A 21,929-nucleotide genomic window follows, 5' to 3' on the forward strand; every position below is an offset into this window, starting at 1 on the left:
CGCATTGAATTTGTGTCGAGGCGCTAAAGCGGCGTCTCGCCGCAGATTGCCCTTGCACCTCGCGCCGGAGCTGCCGCAAATGACGGCAAAGCGGCAGCAAGGAAGCGACGTCATGACCGACACAGCGAGCGTCATCACCGAGAAGCGCGGGCAGGTGTTCTGGATCACCATCAATCGGCCCGAGAAGCGCAACGCGCTGAACGGCGACGTGATCGCCGGTATCAGCAAGGGCTATCGCGATGCGCATGATGACAAGGACATCCGAGTCATCGTGCTGACGGGCGCGGGCGACAAGGCGTTCTGCGCCGGCGCGGATCTGCAGAACTCCGGCGCCGCATTCGCGATGGATCATTCCAAACCAAACGTTGACTATGCCGATCTGCTGCGGTTGTCCCAGAACGCGACCAAGCCCGCGATCGCCCGGGTCGGCGGCGTCTGCATGGCCGGCGGCATGGGGCTGCTCTGCATGACCGACATGGCGGTCGCCGCCGATCACGTCGTGTTCGGACTGCCGGAGGTGAAGGTCGGCGTGTTTCCGATGCAGGTGCTGAGCCTGTTGCAGGCGATCGCGCCGCGACGGCTGGTCAATGAATGGGCGCTCACGGGCGAGCCGTTCGATGCAACAACGGCGCAGGCCGCAGGCCTTCTGAATTACGTCGTGCCCAAGGCCGAGCTCGATGCCAAGGTCGACTGGCTGATCAGCCGCATCGTCGACAAGTCACCGACCGCGATCCGCCGCGGCAAGTACGCGATGCGCGCCATCGCCGCGATGTCGTTCGACGAGAGCATCGCCTACACCGAAAGCCAGATCGCGCTGCTTGCCATGACCGAGGACGCCAAGGAAGGGCTGAAAGCGTTCAGCGAGAAGCGCAAGCCGTCCTGGACAGGACAATAGGTGCTCTTTTCGGCGCCGCTACGGATGCTGCAGTCGCCCATGCCGGCCTTAGTCCGAGTGAGGAGTAGCGTTTAATCGAACGAGGAGTGATCTTGTTCGCTCCTCACGTCGCTTCTTTGTGGCCGTGATCAACTGCTTCCCGGTGCGCTTGGCGTAGGTTGGGAGTTGGCGGTTTGATCTATGGCGGCCAGCAGCGCGCAACTCCGCGTCCGTGAGATCGCTGTCGGCACCTTCGGTGAATCCTCCGTGCCGGAACGAAGTAAACGAAAGTTCCCGACGGAGTCCAGCCTCTGCGATTATCTTCCTTACCACGTTACGCAGATAGCGCAGGTCCTTGCGTGGGGTAATCCATGGAAGCGGGGTTGCCGATCGACGATGCGCATGGTCACGTCGGAATACCAGGCCCGACATCGTGGCCTTCTTAATCTCGTCAAGCTCGTCCATAAGCTCAGGAAAGAGCGCGGTGCCTGTTTCGTCGAATAGAGGCCACCAGGCTTCCTCGCCATTCTTTGGATGCACGATCCTGACGCTGTTTGGCCGCTCGCTTGGCCGATAGTGCGAAATGTCGAATGCGCCGAACACGTGCTGCGCGCGTTGCAACCACTCCCATGTCAACAAAGCCGCCGTTGCGATTGCGCGATAGTCGAGCCTTATTGCCGCAGCTCTGAAGGCGACAAGTTCATCCCAAGTAGCCGTTGGTGTGGGCCGTATCGGTTGTCCCGGCGCACGGGATCTTAGTCCCATCCGTGAAAATGGATTGCTCGCCGGCACCAATTTTTCCTCAGCACGCTGGCCTACGAACCAAGCGCGCCGGCAGCACGCCATTGCAACAAATGCGTAGCGACGGCGCTCGCGGACGATCATATCTCCATTGCTGTTCACTTTCGTTACGATTAGTAGCTTGCGATAAAGTGCGTCGACGAAGGCTTTCGTGAAGTCGGACAATTGCTTCGACCCCACCCGACTTCCATCTTTCAACTTATGATTGGCGACCAGTGCGAGGTTGTAGCGGTACTGACGTTGAGTGTTGCTGTCGAGATCGTCCCATTTCTGATGGGCTTGGAAGATGCCGACCAGCCAATCGAACGTGCCTGGCGCCGGTGCGACCGGCCTCATGTCGCTTAAACCTTGTGAGCGCCAACTGTCGAATGCGGGCAGCAAAAGGTTTTCCACCCGCTCGACGGCACTGGTGTAGTCGCTCCCTAACGCTTCAGGGCGTAAATCGCAGCCCTCTCGACGAGCCCAGCTTGGCGGTTCAAAATAATATGCCATCCTATTGTTAGCTAATAATTTTCGCCGACAATATCGAGGAAGCTTTGGTGCGGCGTCAAATACCGTCATACCAGACATACGAGGTCCTCCGATTGTCCAAGATCGCTTGTCGCGATAGGGGCTACGAACTGGTCCATCATGGCCTTTGACCAAACTGGCTGCCGCAGCCGTCCTGTTCCCCGATAACCGGCGGGCGGCGGTGCGTCTCCTCGACCGATTGCGCGCGCGAGTTCGCTTGTGTCCCGAAAGTCCAGGTAGGCTGCGGCCATGTCCGCTCTCATCATGGCCGGCCAGGTCCCCGCGGGCGGATAGCGGGCAGGCAGCGCGGGGCGCGATGAAATTGGCCGGTGTGATCTCACTGGTTGACCGCTGGATGACATAAGAGCTGAGTGTGCAGGCGAACGTCGTCCGATCTTAAGGATCCAGATAGCTCTCGCCTTATGGTCCGCGGGGAGAGCTGGGGCGGTTTATGCCAAGCCTTTTACGATGAAACTTTTGTGCTCTGTACTGCGCAGGGCGACCTGGCGGTGATCGGCCGGATTAGCGCGCGAAAGGGAGGCCTTGGAGCGCAGGACTCGAGGAGAACCAGTTCTGATCCATGCAACCCCACGGCTAAGAATAGCCAATCCTCTTGGTGCGGCGTCGTCGCCTGGAGCCGCTGGCAGTCAGGCAACGGCTTCAGATGCATAATCAATGGCCCATCCGACAGATTCGCTCATGAACTTGCATTGAAGGTATCGGAAGGACTTACGCTGTCGGAATTTGGATGCGGGCTCTGTGGCAGAACGGCTCTCATCGATGCCTGGCTATCTCGCCCACGTGCTCAGCGTCGCAGCCTGTGTTTGACTGCACGGTTGCGAAACAGCCCCTCGATCACGACGAACCTGATGACGCGGACACGCTCGTTGCCCTCGACCTGATGCTCACGTGGCTTGTTGGGCAGGGATCACCGCCCATTCCGGTCGGTCTGTGCCGTCGATGGAAGGCCTGTTCGTTCCGGTACGGCGCGTGCGGCTTTCGCCGCATCGGGCTCTCGTGAACCGAGCCGCTTTGCGTCTCGGCCATCCGGCGTCGATCCCTCGCGCAAAGGGGATGCGGAGCTCCTCGCCGGGGGCACTCGGAAAAGGGGCTCGCCTGCGGCGATCGCTATCACTGCCCCGTTCCCGGGTGCCGCTGTTAAACCGGTCTCGTCGCTGCACTCGGACCCGCGTGCCCCTTCGGGTCGCTATGCTCACGCTCTCCGGGTGCCATTTCCGTTGAGGCGATGCGCCCCTGGCGCACGCCTGGTCGGGCCTGCGGCCCTAGGTAGCTCAAAGCAATTCCCATGAACACCCGATGGAAGGCGGACTGCGTCGCAGATGTCGCATCCTCTCGGGTAGAGGCGAGAGTCAGAGTGTCGGCGCGGTTTTGCCGTGACGGGTTACAGGCTGCGGGAGAGGCTCGCGGCGCCCGTCGCGGAGATCCGCGATGACGAGACATTATCCTCAGGCGCGCACCTGTGAGGACCGGGCAAGCCTGTATGACGACATCACCAACAAGATCATCGCCGAACTGGAGGCTGGCCGAGTGCCGTGGGTGCAGCCCTGGGGCGGCGCTTCGGCGAAGGCGTCCTTGGCCATGCCGAGAAGCGTGGCCACCGGCCGCCAATACAGTGGCATCAACGTTCTCATTCTCTGGGGGGCCGCGACCGAACACGGATTTACAGGGCAGAGCTGGCTCACCTTCCGCCAAGCGCTGGCGCTCGGTGGTCACGTCCGCAAGGGCGAGCGGGGCACCACCGTCGTCTATGCCGACCGCTTTGTGCCGGTCGACGAAAAGCGCCGCGCGAGCGAGAACGGTGAGGAAGCGCAGGCCATTCCATTCCTCAAGCGCTTCACGGTCTTCAACAGTGATCAATGCGATGGCCTGCCTGCAGAGATTGCAAGAACGGCGCCGCCCCCGCCGCCAGGCCTGATCAAGCCGCAGGTCGAATACCTGATCAAGGAGACCGGCATCGACTTCCGCATCGGCGGTAACCGCGCCTTCTATGCGCCGACAGAAGATTATGTGCAGGTGCCGCCACCGCAAGTGTATTTCGAACCGATCAATTGGCATCGAACGGCCTTGCACGAGCTGGCGCATGCCAGCGGCCATCCGGCGCGTCTCAACCGCGACTTGTCGGGCAGCTTTGGCAGCAGGAAGTATGCCTTCGAGGAGTTGGTTGCGGAAATCTCGTCTGCGTTCAGTTGCGCTTCGCTCGGCATCGTGCCGACGGTGCGGCACGCCGACTATATCGGCTCCTGGCTGGAGGTGCTGCGAGAGGACAATCGCGCGATCGTGCGAGCTGCTTCGCAGGCCAGCAAGGTAGCGGATTATCTCCTTGGCTTCCTGCCGGAAGTGACTGTCGACATGACGACCGAGAGAGCGGAGCAGGAGGTGGCGTGAGTTTCTCACATGTTGCCTCGAACAAGAGAGTGAGAGGGGAGCGGCGGTGTTCGCGACGGGTTGGAGGTCGAGAGAGAGGCTTCCGGCCGCCCGTCGTGGAGAATCGATATGACGAAGGCCGTCCAAAACATCACGGTGTTCCCCTCACGTGACGTTCCGTTCAACAAACTGGTCCTCAGCCAGTCCAACGTCCGGCATGTGAAGGCGGGCATTTCCGTCGAGCAACTTGCCGAAAGCATCGCGCAACATACGGTCCTGCAGAGTCTCAATGTGCGGGCGGTCGTGGACGCCGAAGGCAAGGAGACCGGCATGTTCGAGGTGCCGGCCGGTGCCAGGCGTTATCGTGCGCTGGAACTTCTCGTAAAGCAGAAGCGCATGGCGAAGACGCAATCGGTTCCTTGTGTCGTGCCCGACGCGGGCGAGCGGATCATCGGCCGCAAGGTCTCGGCGACCTGGGTCGCGAACGGAGTTGCGGCAGACGCGCCGACGTTGACGCCGGACGCTGCCTTTGCCGCGCTCATGGAGGGGCGGACCATGCTCGAGCTTGCCGGGACGTTCCAGCTTCGCCGAGCCCGGGTAATGGGCGCGCACCGTATCGAGCTGTCAGGTTTCAAGGACGCGATGTGCGATCGCTTGCGGGTCTACGGCCTCTTCGGAGAGATCATCTCCTGGAAGCTGCGCATGTTCGTGCCGGCGGACGCCAGTGGCGTCGAGATCCTGTCGAAGGTGCTCGACAGCTACCCGGTTGCGCGCATCAGTGAGCCGGAAGCCGCGTGATGTCTCGCGATGCTTCCGAACTGGCACGCCACCTCGCGCGCGAGGCCGAGGCGGTGTGCCGACACTATCTCTCCAATGGTAAGCGGGCGGGACGTTACTGGGTTGTCGGCGACGTGCACAACACGCCGGGCCGCTCGCTATTTGTGCGGCTCCAGGAGTCGCCGAAGGGGCGGGCCGGCAAGTGGACCGACGCCGCAACCGCCCAAGGAGCGAAGCTGATCGGTAATTATGATAGCCAGGTTTCGTTCGGCCAGTCGCGAGTGCTGCTGGTCTGGACCCGGCTTATCATGCCGAACGGACGTTCCATCGTTCTGGAGCGGCAGCCTGGCGCTGACAGCGCAGGCTACGCGGGGCTCGAAGACCAGGTCGACAATCATTGGGGTGAGCTGTTCAAGGCGGCCACGCTGTCGACGTTCTTGGCCGTCGGGACAGAAATAGGTGCGGGGTCCGACACCAATAGCAACGACAGTGCCATCATCCAGGCATTGCGGCATGGCGCCTCCGACTCGCTAAACCAGACTGGACAGCAGGTGGTTCGGCGCAGCCTCAATATTCAACCTACTTTGACTGTACGACCTGGTTTCCCAGTTCGCGTTCTCGTCAACCGCGACCTCATCCTTGCGCCATACGGAGGATAATGCCATGCCCAAGCTCAAAATAGGAGCGTTGCCCGCCGACAAGCCGGTCAAGGTCACCACTGAGCTTCCAGCATCAGTTCATCGGGATCTCGTCGCCTATGCAGAAGCTTTGGCACGCGAAAGTGGACAGCCCATCGATCCGGCAAGGCTAATCGCGCCAATGCTGGCGCGATTTATGGCCACGGACCGTGGATTTGCAAAGGCGAGACGAGCAGGTCACATCCCGAGAGCCGGCGAAGGAGAGGGATAGCGTTCTGCTAAGAGGTTGAGGAAACGCCTCAGGACCGGATTTTCATTGTGATCGCACCAATGCGCATAGAAGTCCAACCGGCTTGGTCCCGTTCCGTCCTGCAATTCTCGATAAACCAAGCCGGCGAAGCTCGCTCCTATATCCGATTCCATCACGAGGCTAAGCCCCATGCCCATACTGACCAGGCTCTTGATGATGCCTCGGCTAACGTCATGACGTTCAATCCTCGGACGGTCCTCGGGCAGTACGAGCTTCGAGATCAACAGATCCTCAAGCTCTCGTCCCGGATCATACCGGCTTAATAGAATTGTTTCATTGCGCAGATCGGTCCAATAAACAATCTCGCGTGCTGCCAGGCCGTGATCCTGTGGCAACGAGATCAGAATGCGTTCGCTCCAGAGCGGCAGTGTTCTGGTGTTTTTCGAAAGCAGACGTCCGGGGCTGATCACCACATCGACAGTCCCGCCGCAAAGTGCGGTCATCAGGCGAAGGCGAGAACGTTCTGCCGTTGCCAATTCGACCTGCGGGAGCCGCGTCCTGAACTCCCCTAAGCTAGCTCGCAAATTCCCGGTGGAAATGGACGTACAAAGGCCAATCGTGAGGTGACCGGATTCGCCGCGACCCCCCGATATTCCCGTTTCGACAAGTGTGTCCACTTGGTCCAGTATCAGCCGTGCAATCCGCAGGGCCGCTCGGCCCGCGACAGTTGGTCTGATTCCCCCGCTCGATCGCTTAAAGAGAGAAGTCCCAATAAGATGCTCAAGCTGGCCAATGGATCGGCTGAAGGCGGTGTGCTTAATCGACAGTGCATCGGCGGCTCGACGAAAGCTCCCATAGTCGCAAGCAGCAACAGCGAGTCGAAGTTGCTGCAGATCGATGGCTCGCGCTGCGACCCGCGAATTGTTCCCAGTTTCAACTTCGCTCATGTTTCCTGGCCCTGCAACAATCGTCAAGGAACGGCGTCCCCGCTCTACGCGGGGACGTATGGCTCATGGTTGGTGTGTGGTTCTAGGCAGCCGCGCAGATTACTGGCGCCCAAAGAGCCGGCGCCGAAAGACCACCAGCCCTACGAAGGTTGGAAAGAATCTCATCCGAGATCGCAAGGTAGCCGGCCACGGCCAGGGTATTGCCAATTCTGGCGGGATTGCCGATGCGTCGCAGGGGCCAGCCGGCTCGCCGAAGGATTCGTTCCATTCTGACGTCGGTGACAGTGACGATATCGGTGAGTTGCCGGGAAATCCCGAACTCGACCATTCCTGCAAACAGTTCATAGGTCGCGCGGGCGATGCCGTGATCTCCTTTGGGTGCGTCGGCAGCAACATCAATTGCAAATCTACTACTTTCCCAAATCTGAGGGGCTGAAGGCGCTGGTTGAAGTTCAAGCAGCGCGGGAAAGGTGTCGCGAAGCATGGTCGGGCCGACGCTTGGGAGGAGCCGAACGGAGCCTTGCACTTCGCCGCTATGAGATCTCTGCACCAGGTAGATAGGAGTCAATGCGTCAAAATCATCGACCTCCATGTCCCCGCTGGTTTGAACGTCCCATGCCATGCGAAGCTTGAAAACGCGATAGCGTAGCTGATGCATTTCAACGAGAGTGCCGGAAAACTCCCAATACAAAGGTGGCGTGATGAGCTGAATCATAATCCCTCCAAAGGTGTTCATCATTCCTTTGAAGCGAGGTTATTGATGTGAGTCATTACCTGAAGTTGTAGGGGGCGTGCGTCCTAATTCTGCTTTCTTTTGTTAGCAGCGGCTAGATACGTCACCGCTTGCGCGATCGTGCGAACGCCTAGCTTTTTCTTTGCGTTTTCTAAGTAGGATGCAGCTGTGTTGCGCGAGATACCGAGAATGCATCCGATCTCCCAGGCACTTTTCCCTCGTGAAGCCCATTCCAGGCATTCGAATTCGCGCCGCGATAAGCGTATTCCATGCACGCCAAATTCGTTCATTAGCTTGCGGCGGACATGGGCGTGAAAGTACATCGCTATGAGCTGAAGAACTCGACCATGTGTATCGGCGAAATGTTCAAATCGCGGCCGTGCTTCGTCAGTGGCAAACGTCAGTGCGGCGACTGGACCGTGCCCGTCGTGAATTGGGACAGTAAAGCCAACTCGAATTCCGAACTGTGCAGCCTCGTCGAAGAGTTGCTGCTGCGCCATCGAAGTAGATTTCGCCCGGAAATCGATTCCCCATCGAAAGGGTTCGGCGGTCTGAAGCGCCTCTTTGATGACGGGATCGATGGTTTGATAGCGATTCCGCAAATAATGAGCCGTCCATCGCGAGGGATAAGTGGAGACTAGGCGAGGCTCCTCTTTCTCTGCTCGTTGAAAGGCTAGGTAAGCAAAACAGGATAGATCCAGGGCGGTGGCCGTGTCCGCCATGGCTTTGGAAAAGTCCTGAGGATCATCTGCTATCGATAGGAGATCGATGAAATTCTGGAATATGCGATGCAATCCGAGATCTGCCGTATTTCTCATAAGTTTCGCGTAATGTCAGGTTCGTGCTTATTTTGAGTTCGGCGAAGCACGCATTCTAATCTAGCTGAACACGCAACCACTTTGCCGACTTAGCCTGTTGAAAGCAACGTGCGCATTGCGAGTGAACGGGGAATTAAATTCAACTCAGTGATGAATATTCGGCGAGTATCCAGTCGGGCCTGCTTCACTCCACAAATTAAGACGTCGTTGCTAACGGGTCACTAGGCGGCGACGATTCGCGATACGAGGCCAATCGAGAGGCGTTTCTCTGAGGGGCTAATCGCGTAGGCAATGTGGGCAACGAAAGCGATAGTGTCGCATTCTGTAAATTCCATTGACGACGTTTTCGACGGACGCCAAGTTGCGGGCGGGCCGATCGAATTTACACATGTCTGGCGCAGGGATGGAAATAACAAATAACCGGAGACCACCTGAACGTGGTCGAGTCCCTTGAATTACCGCGTGAGCCCTGCGCGCGGAGGAGCGCTGTTCTGCTTTGACAAATCAATTCGCGAACTCGATCCCGAAAAAACCGGCTAAATCTTGTCGCGCATTGTCGATCCTCTAGCGAAAAGTCGTCAGGTTGATGTGTCGCGATGAGGATTCCGAAGAAGCGACGATTCGTGACTCAACAAGATTCATCGTCCGTTCCTCCCTGACTGGCTGCGATTCAAGCGGAAGCGACCCCGGACATCGAGAATGCAATGCGCCGGCAGCGGCGACCGGATTCCGCACCGCGTGACCGGCTGCGATTTGCACTGCATCATCACAAGCGGCGCTTGGCTGTCGATCGGCTTGCAAATTTGCAAGCCGATCCCCCGGCCTGGGGGGCAAACCGCCGCCGACTTGTCTTACTCTGCGAACTCAGATTGACTTTCGGGGCGCTGGCTTGTCGTCCCGCACCAAAATCGTGAAATCGATTTGTGGCCCTCGAGCAGATGGGCGAGCGTCTGTGTTAGGGCATGGTCCAGGGCCGATACGGTGACTTCGACGGACATCCCCCGTTTGCCTCCGGCCGAGACCACCACGCCGACCTCCCGTTCGCCGACGGCGGCCTCGAGCGTCTCCACGACGAAACGGCGGAGAGCATCGATCCGCAATTCGGGCTTGAAGATTTTGCCTACTCCCGTCACCGGGATGGTCGTCACGAGATGATATCGCTTCGGCCAGGCGGGCCGTTTTGGAATCAGCGGTTCGGCGAAGGCGCGTAGCTCCTCGACCGTCGCCTTCATGCCAGGCTTCAGACTGACGTAGCAGACGGGAAGCTCTCCCGCGTACCTGTCGGGCTGTCCCACGGCCGCCGCCAGCGAGACCGCGGGATGCCGCGATAGCACTTCTTCGATGGTCCGTGGATCGATGTTGTGACCACTCCGGATGATCAGGTCTTTGGACCGACCCGCGATGAAAAGTCGTCCCTTCTCGTCGGAGTAGGCGAGATCGCCGCTGCTTAACACTCCCTCGCGGATCGTGTCATCCGCGACGATACCCTTATATCCCGGCGAAACGCTGGGACCGGCGATGGTAAGTACCCCAACCTCGTCGGTTGCGCATCGCGCCCCAAGCGTTCCGTCCGGAAGGAGCTTCCTTACAGCGACGTTCGTGTACGGCAGGCGAAATCCCACGGAGCCGAGGGCAGGGTCGGCAGCCGCGGGCGCAATAGCTGCCAATCCGCCGCACTCCGTCATTCCGAATACGTCATGCACCTTGAGGCCGGTCTTCTGCTCCAACCTCTCGATCATCGAATTCGGGGATGACGACCCGCCGGTAATCGCTAGGCGAGCCCTCGAAAGGTCTGCATTCTCGAGCGGAACGTCGAGCAACGCGGTGAGTACGGTGGGTACGCCGCCCAGGATGGTGGCACCGTAGCGATCGCAGATCCTCCAGAAATTCTTGATCATGCGGGGATTTCGGAAGCCTGCCGGCGAAAGCAGCAGGATGCGCCCTCCCGCCATGAAGAACGCCAGCCCGAAAACGATCGTGCCTGCCACGTGGAACAGCGGCAATCCGTGGGTGAGAACATCCGTGCTCGCGTATTGAAGCATCGACGCCCCCCCGAACGATGCGACGATCTGGTTGCGATGCGTGTGCGCCGCAAGCTTTGGAGCACCGGTGGTGCCGCCCGTATGGAAATAGGCGGCGACATCGTCGCCTGTTCGCGGACGGTCGAAATCCAATTGGCTGCCGGAATATCGATCGATCGACGCCGCGAAATGCGAAGCACCGCCCTGCACCATGCTTTCGTGCGGCGAGACCTGCACCAGCTTCACTTCCGGCAGCAGCCGGACGACGGCCAATGCCTTCTCCCAGATTTCGGATTGCGGCGAGGGGCCGAGCGCCACCAGGACCTTCACCTCGGCGGCGCGAAGAAGGTCTGCGATATGAGCGCTCTGCAGCAAAAAATTGATCGGCAGGGCATATCCGGCGGTCTCCGCTCCCCACAGAACAAAATGCGTCTCCGGAAGATGCGGAAGCATGATGCCGATGCCTCCGCCCGCACCTGCGATGTCATGGAAAAAATTGGCCGCGCGGGTGATACCCTCGAGCAATTTTCGATACGAGACGTCGCGCGGTGCTTCGTCCTGCTCGCCCGTCTCGATGACGGAGAGAGCAGGAGCATCGCCAAATCGATCGGCCGCGTACGAAAAGACATCATAGACGCTGCGCCACGGGCACCTCTCCTCGAGCGTCTTCTCTCCTTCAAAGCGCTCGACGTCGGACAACGACCGAAAGGGAAAGTCGAACTTCACGCTGCGCCTCCTCTGAGCGGCCACAGTATCTACCGCCGCCGTTTAGTCCGATGTCGCTATTGCGGCCTTTCCGTCGTGACGCAGGCATGCGCCCACACATCACACCAGACCCGATCCGCTCTCGCCCGACGATCCTCATTGCGATGGCCAACCGCTCAAGTTCGAAGCGCAACGCGGTCCGCCCCATCAGTCACGGGTCGCTCTGGGCCTCAGCCCAGGCTTCGACGAACGGAGGACCTGTCGTCATAGGCGGGTTCCAGGTCGTACCGCAAAGTACGATCCGTGGCCTTGAGTCCCGCCTTCAAATCGTCAGTTTATAGATCCGCCGGGCGGTTCCGGCGAACAGGGCCGCCTTGTCCGTCGCCGAGGTCCCGGCCGCCAGCCGCTTCAGCGCATTCCACAAAACATCGTAGGTGCAACTGCACAGGTCCACCGGAAAGTTGCTCTCGAACATGCAGCGTTCCGGCCCGAAGATTTCGATGCACGGGACCACATAGGGCTGCCATTCACTGGCCAGTACTTCTGACGCCGCCCCGGCCATGAAGCTGTCAAATCCGGGGAACGGCATGCCCAGTCCGCCAAGCTTGATGTTCACATTGGGCAGGGCAGCGAGGGCTTTGACGCTGTCCAGCCAGTTCGAATAGCGCTCCGGCCGCTTGCCGGTGTAGCTGCCGATGCCGAGCGGCACGCCCACATGGTCGAGCACGATCGTGGTGTCCGGGAACGCCTTCGCCAAGTCCACAAGGTCAGGAAGCTGCGGCTCCAGCATCCAGGCGTCAAAGGACAAGCCGAGGCGACCAAGGTGAGCGAAGCCCTGCCGAAACGTCGCGTCGCGATAGACACCCTCGGGTCTGTATGCCAGGGGACCTAGCACCTCGGGGTCGGCGTCCCAGGCGGCGCCGTGGCGGATGCCGCGAAATCGCCCGCCGCCCGCCGCCAAGTGGGCCTCCAGCACTGCGCCCGCCCTGTCCCCCAGCATCAAGTCCACGCTTCCGACGATGCCCGCGCATGCCCTGGCCGGGCCGTAGAGACCACTGGCGCTCATCGCCGCTACGCCGTTCACGAACTCGGTCTCGCCCACCGGAGCCATCTCGGTCGGACCGTCGGCACGGTACATGGACCTGCATTCCATATAAACGGTGCCAATGATGTTGTGTCCACGCTTCATGTCGGCGTTCAAGTCGTCGAACAGGTAGCGCGGAACGAGACGTATCACGTTCTCGTACCCATGCTGCACCGGCGTCCCGGAGGATGGCTGCCGCATGGAGTGGTCCCACAGGTGGTGGTGAGGGTCGATGATCGGCAGTTCGGGATCGAGTATAGGCTCGGCGGCGGCTTGGGTCACGGGCGGTCTCCGAAATCATCTTGGCGACGCGGTGGCGGCAAGAGTGGCCGAGCCGGTGGTCCGGTTTCAGCAACGACACGCGCGCTTCCGCTCATTCACCGCTTAAGTTCGATGCATCGACCGTTGTTTCACTCATCAGGGGAGACGCACCACCATTTCGATCTCGACCTTGAATTCGGGCCTATAGAGTGCCTGGACTCCGATTGTTGTGACGCTCGGCATAGCGTCTCCGACCAGCTCGCGCAAAGGGGCGACGGCTTGCCCGAATGCCTCGCTAGTAGCATTCACGACGTAGACGCGCAGCATGACGATGTCTTGCGGGGACGCCTCAAGCTCCTTTAGCGCTGCGGCGAGGCTGGCAGTCGCGAGCTTTGCTTGGCCACCCAAGTCTTCTGGCACATCCCCACCGCCAGGCGCCACGGCGATCTGGCCGGACAGGAAGGCGAGGCGGCCTGGTGCCGCGACACTGATGTGCGACCACCCGAGCGCCCCCATATCCCACATTGTCTTAGGGTTGCGGCGGCTTACCGACGCTGACGCACGAGATGGAATGCGAGCGGTTACCTTGATCTCGAAGTCGAAGCCTGAAAGCCAATTGACTCCAATAGCGGTCCAGTTCGGGTATGGGGTTCGCGGAAACTTCTCGCGCTTCACCGCCATGACCGCGGCCATTTGCTTTTCCGGATCCGTATGGAACGACGTCACGTCGACTATGTCGTCGAATGTGCATCCTCCCGCCGCGAGCGTGGCTTCGAGATTGGCGAACGCTTGGCGAACCTGAGCCTCGAAATCAGGCTCGGGCGAACCGTCCGCACGGCTGCCCACTTGGCCCGACACGAACAGAAGATCGTCTGACCGCAAAGCGGCAGAATATCCGTGCTTCTCGTATAGAGCCTGTCGATTAGCGGGAAACAATGCTTCACGCTGAGCCATTTTTCGTCCTTTCATGTGGGAAACAAACCCAACGACCAATCTGCTGGACCTTCCAGCTTGCCACTGGTCATGAGCTTTTTCGCTGATCGTTCACTTGTCTAGCTAGACGTAGGTGAATGTCGTGAGCTGGGCCAGCATTCATCGTCGAATGGATGTCTACATAGACGGGAACATATATCACGACGCGGCGCGATGCCTTCGGCGATACTCCGCGTGGACGTGATGTCCAGCCGGACAGACTCGGAGCCGATGATTTTCGGAGGTGCTGGCGAAACCGGCTGCAAAGGAGAGATCGATTGTGACGCAAAGGACAGTCCTGGTAACGGGTGCCAACGGCTACCTCGGAAATGCCGTTGCCAAGGCGTTCGCCCGAGCCGGATGGCGGACCTATGGATTGGTGCGCCAGCAGGGGGCGGCCGGCGATCTCGCACGGAACGAGATACAACCGCTCGTCGGGCCCATCGATGGAGCGGCCCTCGACACCCTGGGCGACGTGACATTTGATGTGGTGGTGTCCAACACGGAGGACCGTACCGATGCCTCCGGGCATTTGGCGGCCGTGCGGGTTATGTTAGCCAAAATCGTCGCTCGCAGTGAGGTCGCGGGACGTCGCCCGCTGGTCCTCTTCTCGAGCGGCTGCAAAGATTATGGCCCAATGAAGCAGAAGCACGGTGATCCCGCGTTGGCGCCCCACACAGAAGAGAGTCCGCTCGTTCCTGCTGCCGCCTCCGCCATCTTGGTCCCTCGATGCACCTTCGGGGCGCGACTCCTCGACAAGGCCGAGACGCCGTATGACGCGGTCGTGTTGCGGCCGACGGTCGTCTACGGGCTGTCGTCGAGCTTATACGGCTCCCTGTTCGACCTCGCGGCGCGTAGCCGCGACGTCCTGACGATCGTCGGTGATCCCGACGCCGTTATGCATTCCTGCCACGTCGACGATTGCGCGGACGCCTATGTGGCTTTGACGGAGCATCCAGATCGGAGTGCGATCGCGAACCAGGCCTACAATATCTCGAACCAACGCTATGAAACGGCGCGCGAGATCGGGGAAGCGCTCGCCCGCACCTACGGATTGGATCTGACGTTCAAGGCGCCGGATCGCGAATTTTCCTACGGCGACGTCAATTGGCTCTTCAATTACTCGCAGTGGGTCGGTTCGGACAAGATTAGGGCTATGACGGCATGGAACGAGAGACGTGCGCCGTTCGCCAAGGGCGTTGATCAATACCGCATTGCTTACGAGGCGAGCCGATCAACAGCACGGCCTCAATGAGCGCGCGTAGAAGGTCAAACGTGATGGCAAAGCGATGCGGCGGCGTCGATTAAGTTTGGACTTCGCGAAATCGAGGCCGCGCACGCCGACAGCAGACTGACTAGCCGGACATCGGCTGCCGCACCCTCACACCGGGTTCGGTTTCGCCAAGCTCGCGGCGTGAACCTAAAAAGTCACGTTAGGAACAACCAGTATGCTCAGGTCGAGGACTGTTGATGGCTGAAGAAGCGCTTTCCGCTCAGTACAGCTTCTCCGGCACCAAGCCGGCGGACAAGCGTTACCGCCTCGACGAACTCCGGCTTGAAGCGTGGATGAAGGACAATGTGTCCGACTACCGAGGACCGCTCGAGGTTCGACAATTCAAGGGCGGCCAGTCCAATCCGACCTACCAGCTGGTCACGCCGGGTCGGAAATACGTGCTGCGGCGCAAGCCGCCGGGCGTCCTGCTACCCTCTGCTCATGCCGTCGATCGCGAGTACAAGGTCATCTCGGCTCTCAAGAAGACTGGCTTCCCCGTGGCCCACGCGTACGCGCTGTGCAGCGACGATAGCGTGATCGGCACCATGTTCTATGTGATGAGTATGGTGGAGGGGCGCATCCTATGGAACGGCTCGCTGCCGGGCATTGCGCCCGAGGAGCGCCGCGCCATCTATCGCGCCGAGATTAAGACTCTCGCCGACCTTCACAACATCGACTACGCCGCTGTCGGATTGGCGGACTTCGGTAAGCCGGGCAACTACTTTGCCCGCCAGCTCAGCCGCTGGACGAGGCAGTACCGGGCGTCAGAGACTATGACGATACCAGCCATGGAACGGTTGATAGAATTCCTTCCGGCTACTGCGCCGGACGACGACACCACCTCGATAGTCCACGGCGACTACCGGCTCGACAACATGGCGCTGCATCCCACCGAGCCCAGCCTTGCGGCGGTGCTCGACTGGGAGCTTTCGACCCTTGGCAATCCTTTGGCCGACTTCACCTATTTTGCGATGAATTGGTTCACCAAGAGCGACGGTCGGTCCGGCATCGCAGGGCTCGACCTGACCGCGCTTGGCATCCCGACCCTCGAAGAAGCGGTAGAGCAATATTGCGAACTGACCGGGCGCAGCGGCTTGCCGGCGCTCGACTGGTACTTCGCCTACAACCAGTTCCGTCTTACCGCCATTCTGCAGGGCATCGTCGGGCGCGTGCGCGACGGCACCGCTTCAAGCACCCTAGCTGCGGCTAATGCCGGCCGCGTCGTGCCTCTGGCCGAGTCCGCTCTCGCATTCGCCAAGCGCGCTGGCTTGCAGTAGGCGGCTGAAGCGCCATTTCGTTTGAGGAAATCCGATGAAAACCCGCATCACCAAACTCTTAGGCATCAAGCATCCAATCCTGCAAGGCGGGATGCATTTTGTCGGTTTCGCCGAAATGGCGGCGGCGGTGTCGAACGCCGGCGGCCTTGGAATCATCACTGGCCTTACTCAGCGCACACCCGAAGGTCTGGCTTTGGAGATTGCGCGTTGTAAAACCATGACGGATAAGCCATTCGGCGTGAACCTCACATTCCTGCCTGCTGTGGCACCTCCTGATTATCCGGGACTTATTCGTTCGATCATCGACGGCGGAGTTAAGATCGTAGAGACGGCGGGCAACAATCCGCAGCAGTATCTGCCTGCGTTGAAAGAGGCTGGCGTCAAGGTCATTCACAAGTGCACCGCCGTTCGACATGCGTTAAAAGCTGAGGCCATCGGCTGCGACGCCGTCAGCGTCGACGGGTTTGAGTGTGGCGGCCACCCCGGCGAAGATGACGTGCCAAACTTTATCCTTCTGCCCCGCGCAGCTGAAGAGTTGAAGATTCCCTTCGTTGCATCAGGCGGCATGGCAAACGGCAGCTCGCTGGTGGCAGCTCTGGCGATGGGCGCAGAGGGAATCAATATGGGTACGCGGTTCATCGCGACAGTGGAAGCCCCGGTGCATCAGAACGTCAAAGACGCCATCGTCATGGCCTCTGAACTCGACACTCGCCTCATCATGCGACCTTTGCGCAATACTGAGCGTGTCTTGAACAATGCGGCGGTCGAGAAATTGTTGGCCACGGAGAAGGCGCGGGGCGATCAGCTCACCTTTGCCGACATCGCCAAAGAGGTGGCCGGCGTCTATCCACGCATTATGAAGGACGGGGAGGTGGACGCGGGCGGCTGGTCTTGCGGCATGGTCGCTGGCCTTATCCATGATATCCCGACGGTGAAGACGCTCATCGATCGCATCATGGCCGAGGCGCATGAGTTGATCCGGCTGCGTCTCGAAGAAATGATCGCCGACGAGGCCTAGCGGTAAGCCGAGATAAGCGAGACAACTGATATGACGCTGCCCATACGTCGCAAGCGGGAACGACCCAAGGCAGCGCTCGGCTATAGACGGTCGGCGTAGTTTTGCAGACGCCATGTGCTTTGTCATGGCGACCGTCACGATGGTGATGTCACCCTGGGAAAATCCAACCGGAATTCACGTCGCCCCTCTCAATGCTGATGTGGATCGATGATGCCAGCAGGCTGACCTCCGCTTCGTTGATGCTCCTCGGCGGATCGCTCGCAGGTTGGTTTGGCGCGAAACGCTCCTAGATGGTCGGCCTTGCGGCATGGGCTTGCCTCGGCGCGATAACGGTTCGCCAAATGGATAAGCCATCTCACCGTCACCCGGTTGCTCCATATCCTGCGTCTCATCGTTCTTCTTCTCTCGCCGAATGATAAGCGCGCCCGGCTGTGCCGTGATCGATCTTAGCCTTCGGTGTGCGGCAGCCGCAGCCTCAGCAAAATCGAGCGAAGCGCTCAACCGAACTCACGAAATCGGGCTGCTGGCCGACCGCAGCGGCGATCCCGCGAAGCCGAGGGCGCGCGGGGCTGCTGCGCGGTGTGACTGAGTTTATCCTTGCCATAAAGGCATTCCTCGACCATCCGCCAGCTCCCGCGTGACGGTACTAGCGAGCATGGGTTCTTTTACGGCTGCCCGGCTTGCGTGCGTGGGGCCGTGAGTTCTGATCACTGAACCTTCGTGTAAGGGCGTGGGTGGCGAGTTCTAGTTTTTGTGCTCCGCTGTCGCCAAGGGACGAAGCATCTGCTTCGCCACCTTTCCTGCCGCATTCCTTGGCAGCGGTTCGTAGACGACATGATAAGCGACCGGCGCTTTCTGCCGGCCAAGCTTGGCCAACATATCGACGGCGATATCCTCGGTTGTCCGCGTGCCCGGCGCCAGTACGACGAAGGCGACTGGTTCCTCCCCCAACAGCGGATGACTGCGTCCGACAACGGCGCATTCGAGGACGTCGCGATGCGCACTCAGAGCATCCTCCAGTTCGACGCTGGGGATATTTTCTCCACCGCGAATGATGATGTCCTTCAGGCGATCGACGATGGTGACGAAGCCTTCGGGGTCCACCCTCGCCAGATCGCCGGTGCGGAACCATTCACCGTCGAAGGCGGCCTCGGTCGCCGTCGGGTTGCGCCAGTAACCCGGTGTCACGGTGAGCCCGGCGACCTGCAGTTCTCCGGCGGCGCCTAACGGAAGGACCAAGCCGTCTGGGCCGACGATACGAACCTCGTTGACGGGTGTGGGCAGACCGCAGCTTCCAGGGCGCGCCATGTAGTCGGGCCCGCCATTGTTCAGAAAGGGGCCTGAAACTTCGGTCATTCCCCATCCCGTGCCAGGAGTGGCGTAAAGCCGCGCCTCGATAGCGGCGGGCAAGTGGGTCGGCGCAGGCGCGCCACCATAGAGCACTGTCTTAAGCGAGGAGAGGTCGCGGCTTTCGAGCTGGGCTTGTTGCAGAATCTGGAGCGACACGGTGGGGACGCCGCCCAATACGGTCACGCGCTCACGCTCGATGATGTCCAGGGCGATTTGAGGATCCCATTTATGCATGAGCACAAGCTTGTCACCGAACGCGGCGTAAGTCACCATGCCGCTGATCGCACCGGTGACATGGAAGAACGGCACGGGATAGAGCCCGATCTTCTGATCATCGCCCCTCGTCTCTTGGACGGTTTGGGGGTAGCGCAGCAACAAGCGCGCTCTCTGAAACTCGGTATTGCGCACCACTGCGGAAATCCCGCGATGGGTCAGCATGGCCCCCTTGGGCTTTCCTGTGGTGCCGGATGTGTAAAAAATAGCCGCAACGTCGTCGGGCGCGGGCGGCGGCGAGGCGATGATCGGCGCCTCAAGGGCGTCCCATGTCCTTGGATCGGGCAGGAAGGGGTCGGCAGACCCAAGCGCCGCAAGCCCCCAGACATGCTCGACGCCGAAGCCGGTAGACTCGGCATCTCCACGATCGTGTATCAAGAAGCGCGGGGTAGCGTTTTCGATTGTGGCTTGCAGCTGAGCGTGATCGGACCAACCGTTGAGCGGAACGATGATGCCGCCTGCCAGCGTGGTTGCGAAGAATAACACTGGCCATTCAAGGCGATTGCGCATGAGCAAGGCGACACGGTCGCCCGGCGCCAAGCCGGCTTGTCGAAACCGCGCGGCTAAGTACCGTACGGCCTTTCCGAACTCGCCGAACGACAGCCGGACATCGTCCATGACCAAAAATTCACGCCGTGGCCGCAACTGGCTCATCTCGAACACGTCGAGCAAATGCTTTGGCCCGGACGCCCAGCCCAGGACTTCGCGGTCATGGGCGGTGCAGAGCTCGGTCGCGAAACGCTCGTCCTGGAGTGCGAGCCAGGTGGCCTCCGCGACGGAATGGCTGGGCTGGGTTAAAATATTTGTCATTGGATGGGATCTGTCATTGGATGGGAACGAAAGCTTGCCACGCAGGCTCCCGCAAAATTGTGTCAGGGTTCATATGCATCCCGCGGCAGTCGGAAGGATGCGAGGCGTGCGTGATCGCGCCGCCGGCGCGAATCATTGCAGCAACGAGGGCTGGCTCTCTGCTACGAGCCGTCAGTAACTGATCCATGGTATAGTCATTCGGGCGCTATCTCTATGACGTCACCGAAGAATTCCCAACCCGTTCCGTTGAAGCGCTGCAACTGAAGCTGTGTGAATGCCTGACTGTTGTTCTCATCGGTGTTGACCCGGATGCCTGGGAGTGTCAGCGGCAGCGCCAAATTCTTGATGCTCCGCGATTGCTTCAAGATATTCTCCCGCGACAGGTCGGCCCCACATTGCTTCAGTATCTGCTCGAGCAGCATTCCATGATTTACACCGGCAATGTAGGTGAAGTCAGACGCATCGGCCCCCGGCAGATATTTTCCGAGTATCTCTCGATAAAGTTTGATGCCGGCGTCATCGGCATTCTTCGGATCTAGAACATCCTTGAGATAGGCGGCGGAGATTACACCGATAGAGATATCCAGCCCGACCGGCTTGAGAGTCGCAGCTATCGAGCTTGAAGCAACATTGAGAAAGCGCGTTGGCTTCCACTCAATTTCATGAGCCTTGCGTATCGCTTGCGCGGCAAATTTTGGTGTGCCGCCGATCAGGAGCACGTCAGCACCCGAGCTTTTCAAGCGAACCACCTGGGAATCGATGGTCGGCTCTGTCACCTCGTATGACGCGACCACTACGCGTTTATCGAAATCGTCCTTGAATTGACCTTTGAGAGCATTCAGGAAATCCTTGCCGAGATCATCGTTCTGATACAGCAAAGCGATCTTTGCATTCGGCAGGGATTGAGCAATGTACTTGGCGTAGATCCGGCCTTCCGTGTAATAGCTGGTGACGCCGGTTGTCGTGTACGGGTACTCCCTGAAGTTCGTAAACTTTGACGCCCCAGATTGGATGAAAAGGTCGGGGATCTTCTTGGAGTTTAGATACTTGATCGTCGCCGCATTGGTCGAGGTTCCAAGCGGCCCAAAGATGAAAGCGACCTCCTCACTCTCGATCAGTCGGCGGGTTTGTTCGATCGCCTTTGGCGGGCTATAGGCATCGTCCAGCACGATGAACTTGATCTTGCGCCCGTCAATCCCGCCCTTGTCATTGAGGTAGTCGACATAGGCATTCAATCCCTTGGCCACCGTTGCATAGGCCGATGCCGGTCCGCTGAATGGATAAGTCGAACCGACTTTTATTTCGGTCTCCGTCACCCCCGGAGCATTCTCTGCGGCGCGCGCCGTCAGCGGTAGCGTTGCGATCAACATCGCCGCGACCAGTTGAATTCGTCTCATCATGCCCTGCTCCTTGGATATCGCGGTGAATTCTCGCTGTCGGCTTCTCATGTCTGATCAGTTCCTATGCTCGGCGGCTCAGTTGCTTTAGAACCGGGAAGATGGCCGAAGGCTCGGGCCGCCTTGTATAATCGGCGTTCACCTCGGCGTAAGCGATAGTGCCATCCTGCGCGATGACATAACGAGCGGGCATCGGAAGGGTCCAACTGTCCTCGCCGTTGAACTGTGTCAGGTCCGCACCGAATGCCTTCTGGACCTCACGCAGATAATCCGGCAGGGTCCAGCGTACGCCGAACCGAGCGCCGATTTCCCCGGCATGGTCGCCGAGGATTGGGAAACCCAGTCCGTTCTGCCGCTGCGATTTGCGGCTATTCGGCGCCGTCTGCTGAGAGATCGCAACCAAGGTCGCACCGTGCGACTCGATTTCCGAACGGGCTTCTTCCAGTGCGCTCAGGTCGAGGTTGCAAAACGGACACCAAACGCCGCGATAGAATGTGACCACGAGCGGCCCTTTTGCGAGCAGCAGCTTGGAAGAAACGGGATTGCCGTCAGGATCAGGAAGGATGAACTCTGGCGCGACGTCCCCGCCTTTCAGTGCACGGCTCTCCGCGCCCGACGCGATCAGTTCATTGGTGGCACGGTGCAGCACTTCGACTGCCGCCGGCGGCGCGAGGTTGTTGTCGAATTCGAATTTCAGCGCATCGAGCTTGCCTTGCAGCGACAGACCAGATTGCGCGATCGTGGCTAGGGTTTCC

At 59.8% G+C, this 21,929-nt stretch carries 17 protein-coding genes and 2 pseudogenes; 8 read left to right on the forward strand and 11 right to left on the reverse strand.

Annotated features, from left to right (window positions below; translation table 11 throughout):
* Positions 1 to 112: 112 nt before the first annotated feature.
* Complete coding sequence (locus AC0L2O_RS24945; RefSeq protein WP_473371567.1) at positions 113 to 895, forward strand: enoyl-CoA hydratase/isomerase family protein; 783 nt, start codon at positions 113 to 115, stop codon at positions 893 to 895.
* Between the two features lie 48 nt (positions 896 to 943).
* On the opposite strand, the gene AC0L2O_RS24950 is transcribed toward AC0L2O_RS24945, so the two are convergent.
* Positions 944 to 2,245 carry a hypothetical protein gene (locus AC0L2O_RS24950; protein WP_473371568.1) on the reverse strand — a complete coding sequence of 434 codons (1,302 nt, stop codon included), beginning with the start codon at positions 2,243 to 2,245 and terminating at the stop codon, positions 944 to 946.
* A gap of 1,389 nt (positions 2,246 to 3,634) precedes the next feature.
* On the opposite strand from AC0L2O_RS24950, the gene AC0L2O_RS24955 reads away from it, so the two are divergent.
* The 4 genes and pseudogenes from AC0L2O_RS24955 (at position 3,635) to AC0L2O_RS24970 (ending at position 6,256) form a co-directional block, all read left to right on the forward strand.
* Positions 3,635 to 4,591, forward strand: a complete 957-nt coding sequence (locus AC0L2O_RS24955; protein ID WP_473371569.1) for an ArdC family protein — start codon at positions 3,635 to 3,637, stop codon at positions 4,589 to 4,591.
* Between the two features lie 108 nt (positions 4,592 to 4,699).
* Positions 4,700 to 5,368, forward strand: a complete 669-nt coding sequence (locus tag AC0L2O_RS24960) for a ParB/Srx family N-terminal domain-containing protein (protein WP_473371570.1) — start codon at positions 4,700 to 4,702, stop codon at positions 5,366 to 5,368.
* Between the two features lie 203 nt (positions 5,369 to 5,571).
* Positions 5,572 to 6,006 (forward strand): annotated as a pseudogene (locus AC0L2O_RS24965) (TraB/TrbI/VirB10 family type IV secretion system protein); the annotation flags it as partial.
* 4 nt (positions 6,007 to 6,010) lie between these two features.
* Positions 6,011 to 6,256 carry a DUF2274 domain-containing protein gene (locus tag AC0L2O_RS24970; RefSeq protein ID WP_473371571.1) on the forward strand — a complete coding sequence of 82 codons (246 nt, stop codon included), beginning with the start codon at positions 6,011 to 6,013 and terminating at the stop codon, positions 6,254 to 6,256.
* On the opposite strand, the gene AC0L2O_RS24975 is transcribed toward AC0L2O_RS24970, so the two are convergent.
* From AC0L2O_RS24975 to AC0L2O_RS25005, 7 genes and pseudogenes are all read right to left on the reverse strand, one after another.
* Positions 6,223 to 7,182, reverse strand: coding sequence for a LysR family transcriptional regulator (locus tag AC0L2O_RS24975; protein ID WP_473371572.1), 960 nt, complete (start codon positions 7,180 to 7,182; stop codon positions 6,223 to 6,225). The genes AC0L2O_RS24970 and AC0L2O_RS24975 overlap by 34 nt on opposite strands.
* 82 nt (positions 7,183 to 7,264) lie before the next feature.
* Positions 7,265 to 7,897: an acyl-homoserine-lactone synthase gene (locus AC0L2O_RS24980; RefSeq protein ID WP_473371573.1), complete on the reverse strand. Its 633-nt coding sequence runs from the start codon at positions 7,895 to 7,897 to the stop codon at positions 7,265 to 7,267.
* Positions 7,898 to 7,980: 83 nt separating this feature from the next.
* The gene (locus tag AC0L2O_RS24985) at positions 7,981 to 8,709 is read right to left on the reverse strand and encodes a LuxR family transcriptional regulator (RefSeq protein WP_473371604.1); all 729 of its coding nucleotides are present in this window, start codon (positions 8,707 to 8,709) and stop codon (positions 7,981 to 7,983) included.
* Positions 8,710 to 9,584: 875 nt separating this feature from the next.
* On the reverse strand, positions 9,585 to 11,480 hold the full coding sequence (locus AC0L2O_RS24990) for an AMP-binding protein (protein WP_473371574.1): 1,896 nt from the start codon (positions 11,478 to 11,480) through the stop codon (positions 9,585 to 9,587).
* 301 nt (positions 11,481 to 11,781) lie between these two features.
* Positions 11,782 to 12,825, reverse strand: coding sequence for an amidohydrolase family protein (locus AC0L2O_RS24995; protein ID WP_473371575.1), 1,044 nt, complete (start codon positions 12,823 to 12,825; stop codon positions 11,782 to 11,784).
* 135 nt (positions 12,826 to 12,960) lie between these two features.
* A complete protein-coding gene (locus AC0L2O_RS25000; protein ID WP_473371605.1) occupies positions 12,961 to 13,329 on the reverse strand; it encodes a RidA family protein in 369 nt (122 codons plus the stop codon).
* Between the two features lie 42 nt (positions 13,330 to 13,371).
* A pseudogene (locus AC0L2O_RS25005) lies at positions 13,372 to 13,758 on the reverse strand (RidA family protein); the annotation flags it as partial.
* Positions 13,759 to 14,020: 262 nt separating this feature from the next.
* On the opposite strand from AC0L2O_RS25005, the gene AC0L2O_RS25010 reads away from it, so the two are divergent.
* The 3 genes from AC0L2O_RS25010 (at position 14,021) to AC0L2O_RS25020 (ending at position 17,344) form a co-directional block, all read left to right on the forward strand.
* A complete protein-coding gene (locus tag AC0L2O_RS25010; protein WP_473371576.1) occupies positions 14,021 to 15,031 on the forward strand; it encodes an NAD-dependent epimerase/dehydratase family protein in 1,011 nt (336 codons plus the stop codon).
* A gap of 215 nt (positions 15,032 to 15,246) precedes the next feature.
* A complete protein-coding gene (locus AC0L2O_RS25015) occupies positions 15,247 to 16,326 on the forward strand; it encodes a phosphotransferase family protein (protein WP_473371577.1) in 1,080 nt (359 codons plus the stop codon).
* A gap of 34 nt (positions 16,327 to 16,360) precedes the next feature.
* Complete coding sequence (locus AC0L2O_RS25020) at positions 16,361 to 17,344, forward strand: NAD(P)H-dependent flavin oxidoreductase (RefSeq protein WP_473371578.1); 984 nt, start codon at positions 16,361 to 16,363, stop codon at positions 17,342 to 17,344.
* Positions 17,345 to 18,088: 744 nt separating this feature from the next.
* Here the strand turns inward: AC0L2O_RS25020 and AC0L2O_RS25025 are convergent.
* The 3 genes from AC0L2O_RS25025 to AC0L2O_RS25035 all read right to left on the reverse strand — a co-directional run bounded on the left by AC0L2O_RS25025 (position 18,089) and on the right by AC0L2O_RS25035 (position 21,898).
* Positions 18,089 to 19,777, reverse strand: coding sequence for a class I adenylate-forming enzyme family protein (locus AC0L2O_RS25025; protein ID WP_473371579.1), 1,689 nt, complete (start codon positions 19,775 to 19,777; stop codon positions 18,089 to 18,091).
* A gap of 194 nt (positions 19,778 to 19,971) precedes the next feature.
* Positions 19,972 to 21,177 carry an ABC transporter substrate-binding protein gene (locus tag AC0L2O_RS25030; protein ID WP_473371580.1) on the reverse strand — a complete coding sequence of 402 codons (1,206 nt, stop codon included), beginning with the start codon at positions 21,175 to 21,177 and terminating at the stop codon, positions 19,972 to 19,974.
* A 61-nt stretch (positions 21,178 to 21,238) separates the two neighbouring features.
* Entirely contained in the window at positions 21,239 to 21,898 is a 660-nt protein-coding gene (locus AC0L2O_RS25035; RefSeq protein WP_473371606.1) for a peroxiredoxin-like family protein, read from the reverse strand.
* Between the last annotated feature and the right edge of the window lie 31 nt (positions 21,899 to 21,929).

This window comes from Bradyrhizobium sp. Kon10, from assembly GCF_055807395.1.